The organism is uncultured Clostridium sp., from assembly GCF_934754915.1.
Taxonomy (GTDB): domain Bacteria; phylum Bacillota; class Clostridia; order Clostridiales; family Clostridiaceae; genus Clostridium.
On sequence record NZ_CAKVKB010000256.1, the window covers coordinates 1 to 3,213 of the forward strand.

Annotated in this window: 3 protein-coding genes and 1 pseudogene; 1 reads left to right on the plus strand and 3 read right to left on the minus strand. The window is 29.4% G+C overall.

The window, feature by feature from the left end:
- Positions 1-187: 187 nt before the first annotated feature.
- Complete coding sequence (locus Q0F58_RS18440) at positions 188-700, minus strand: hypothetical protein (protein ID WP_294379368.1); 513 nt, start codon at positions 698-700, stop codon at positions 188-190.
- 2 nt (positions 701-702) lie between these two features.
- Positions 703-918 (minus strand): hypothetical protein, encoded by a 216-nt coding sequence (locus tag Q0F58_RS18445; protein ID WP_294379371.1) that lies wholly within the window; start codon positions 916-918, stop codon positions 703-705.
- Between the two features lie 76 nt (positions 919-994).
- On the opposite strand from Q0F58_RS18445, the gene Q0F58_RS18450 reads away from it, so the two are divergent.
- Positions 995-2,377: an IS3 family transposase gene (locus Q0F58_RS18450; protein ID WP_294379373.1), complete on the plus strand. Its 1,383-nt coding sequence runs from the start codon at positions 995-997 to the stop codon at positions 2,375-2,377.
- Between the two features lie 653 nt (positions 2,378-3,030).
- On the opposite strand, the pseudogene Q0F58_RS18455 reads toward Q0F58_RS18450, so the two are convergent.
- A pseudogene (locus tag Q0F58_RS18455) lies at positions 3,031-3,213 on the minus strand (hypothetical protein); the annotation flags it as partial.

A 3,213-nucleotide genomic window follows, 5' to 3' on the forward strand; every position in this document is an offset into this window, starting at 1 on the left:
GGTTAAGACGTCACCCTCTCACGGTGAAATCATGGGTTCGATTCCCGTATGGGTCACCAAGCTAGTAAACATCAACGTTTAGGTAACTAAATATGCTGATGTTTTTCTTATTTTACACCATTTTTACACCATAGTTTTTGTATGATTCTTTTTACACCATCTCTTGCTTAATAAAATTTTTAATTATTTATTTTTCTAATACCATGTTTAAATACTCTTCCCAATATCCATCTTCATCACCTACAAAATCACTCAACCAATAATACATCATTAATAATTCTATATACTGCTTCTTTCCTCTTATAAAAGGTTTCTTTGATATTCTAGTATGCAACAGATCCAAACCAAATAAATTATTTTTCTTTTTATAATCATACTCATACTCTTCTTTTCCATAAGCATTTATAAATTTCTTCTTATGACTTCTTGCCCACACATCCTTATTTTCAAAAAACTTCTCTAAATATACAAAAACAAATGCTTCCATATCAACACCATATTTTTCTTTAGTATCATCTATCCAATGTTTAATATCCTCTGACACTATTGGCATTCTCACTTTAACATTACTCTTTACTCTGTGATAATCTTTAATAAACAAATAAATCATTTCTGACTGCTCTTTTAAATACGGATATTTTTTAATCAATTTAGGATATAATTCATATGAAACACCCCTAAATTCTGCATCTGTATTCATAACTAAAAATATTCATTAGTATCTAAAATATTACCTATAACCCTGTTTAATCTTGTTCTATGTGTATCATAAAGTTCAATAAGCCATTCTGCAATATCATCATCATATTCAAATAATTCTTTTCTATATTTATTTAATGTTGTATTATTCAAAACCATATCTCTATCTGTTTTTTCCATATCCAAATAATTGTTATGGTATTCAAATATATAATCCATGCAAATTTTTATGTTTTCTACTTTTGGGGGTGCGGACAAAAAGTTGGACTTCTGTAGGAATGAAAGGAGTTAAAAAATGTATTCAGATGAAAAAAGAGAAGCTGCATTAAAATACTATCATCAATGTGGATCAGTAACTGAAACGGTTATCCAATTAGGATATCCTTCTAAATGTTTGCTTTACAAATGGCTAAAGAAAGAAAACCAACCGCCTATGCCTCGAAAGAAAGCACATGTGATTAATACATCTGAACATCCGCGTCATCCATCAGTTGAAGTTAAGCTTAATGCATTACACCGTTGCTTTGAGCTAGGAGAAGATATAAAATTAGTATCAGAAGATATTGGATATAGTAGAGCTAGTATCTATAAATGGAGAAAAAAATATCTTAGGAAAGGTACTGTAGCATTAATGAATGAAAGAGATATTCGACCGGGAAAGCTTGAAGAAGGTCATGAAAATTCTGATACTAAAGAAATAGAAATACTTAAGGAAAAAATGCTTGATATGCAGCTTGAAATAGATATTTTAAAGGAAACTATTAATGTCCTAAAAAAAGACCCCGGCATCGACCAAACAGCTCTCAAAAATCGAGAGAAGGCAGTGATAGTCGATGCCCTAAAGAATAAATATTCACTGCCATTACTTTTAGAAAAACTGGAACTAGCAAAAAGCTGTTATTATTATCAAGAAAAAGTGTTTGCACAAAAAGATAAATATCTTTCTTTCAGAAAAGAAATTACAAAACTATTTTATGAGAACAAGAGTAGATATGGTTACCGAAGAATACATGGTCTGCTCTCAAAGAAAGGGATTATTATTTCAGAAAAAATTGTACGAAAAATAATGAAAGAAGAACATCTAATTGTCAAAGCAAAGAAGAGACGCAAATATAATTCTTACCAAGGAGAAATAACGCCTGCGGTAGAAAATAAAATAAAGCGAAATTTTTATGCTGAAAAGCCTAATCAAAAATGGCTAACAGATATCACAGAGTTTTCTATTCCTGCTGGAAAAATTTATTTATCAGCAATCGTTGATTGTTTCGATGGAATGCTTCCATGTTGGACAATTGGAATATCTCCAGATGCTCATTTGGTTAACACAATGTTGGATAAAGCAATTACTTCATTGAAAGATGGAGAAAAACCAATTGTTCATTCAGATAGGGGATGCCATTATAGATGGTCTGGTTGGATTAAAAGAATGAATAAAGCAGGTTTAACTAGATCTATGTCAAAAAAAGGATGCTCACCAGATAATTCTGCATGTGAAGGATTGTTTGGACGCCTAAAGAATGAGATGTTCTATAACACGGATTGGACAGGCATCAGTATAAATACATTTATTGATATATTAAATGATTATCTTATGTGGTATAATAACGAACGTATTAAAGTATCATTAGGAAACATGAGTCCCAGGGAGTACCGACAAAGTCTTGGGTTAGCTGCATAATCAGTCCAAGAAAATGTCCGCATCCCCTTGTCTTCCTTTTTTCTTTTTGAAATGTATTCATCTATTGTAAGCATATTTACTCTCCATAATAATATTTTTTATAACATCTTATAAAATGTTTAAAAACTATAATATCATAAATATATGAAAACAACAAAAAAATGAAGTTAATAAATTCAGCTTTCAATATTACACAAACAATATATGTTTTTAATTCCTTTCAATTTCCAAAATACTATTCTCTCAAGTAATTTATAATTATATTAATACTTATTAATAGCCAAGTTCTGTATTAGACTAAGCTTGTACTAAATCATATTTTATAGTAACTAAAAATACTTTTTAGTTTAGTAAAATAGCCACTTAAAACCACTTTTGTATTTTATGGTAATTAGAATTATTTAATCATAATTTAATGCTTAAAGAAAGTTTAATGGAAAATACTATAACTAATACATATATTAATATAGAAAAATTTAAAATAAATAGTGTCACTTCCTAATCAGAACCATTTATTTCTAAGAATGACTGTATTACTTGGTTTAGATACCTTGTAGTACAGCCTTTTTTGTATATTTGCAACAACCAACTCTAGATTAAATTTTTGCAACAATAACTATAAAAATCACTATATTTTCCCTATAACTTTTTCACTATCCTACAATCATTCCCAAGATAATAATCCTTCTTCTCATGGTACCAAGTATTCTGAAGAGCATATACATTTTCATTAAAATATACCAATCACCATCAATAAGCTTCCACCCATCTTTTAAAGTATTGTAGCATTTATTAACCATATCAATACAATACCACCAGCCTGTTGTGGTCAAGCA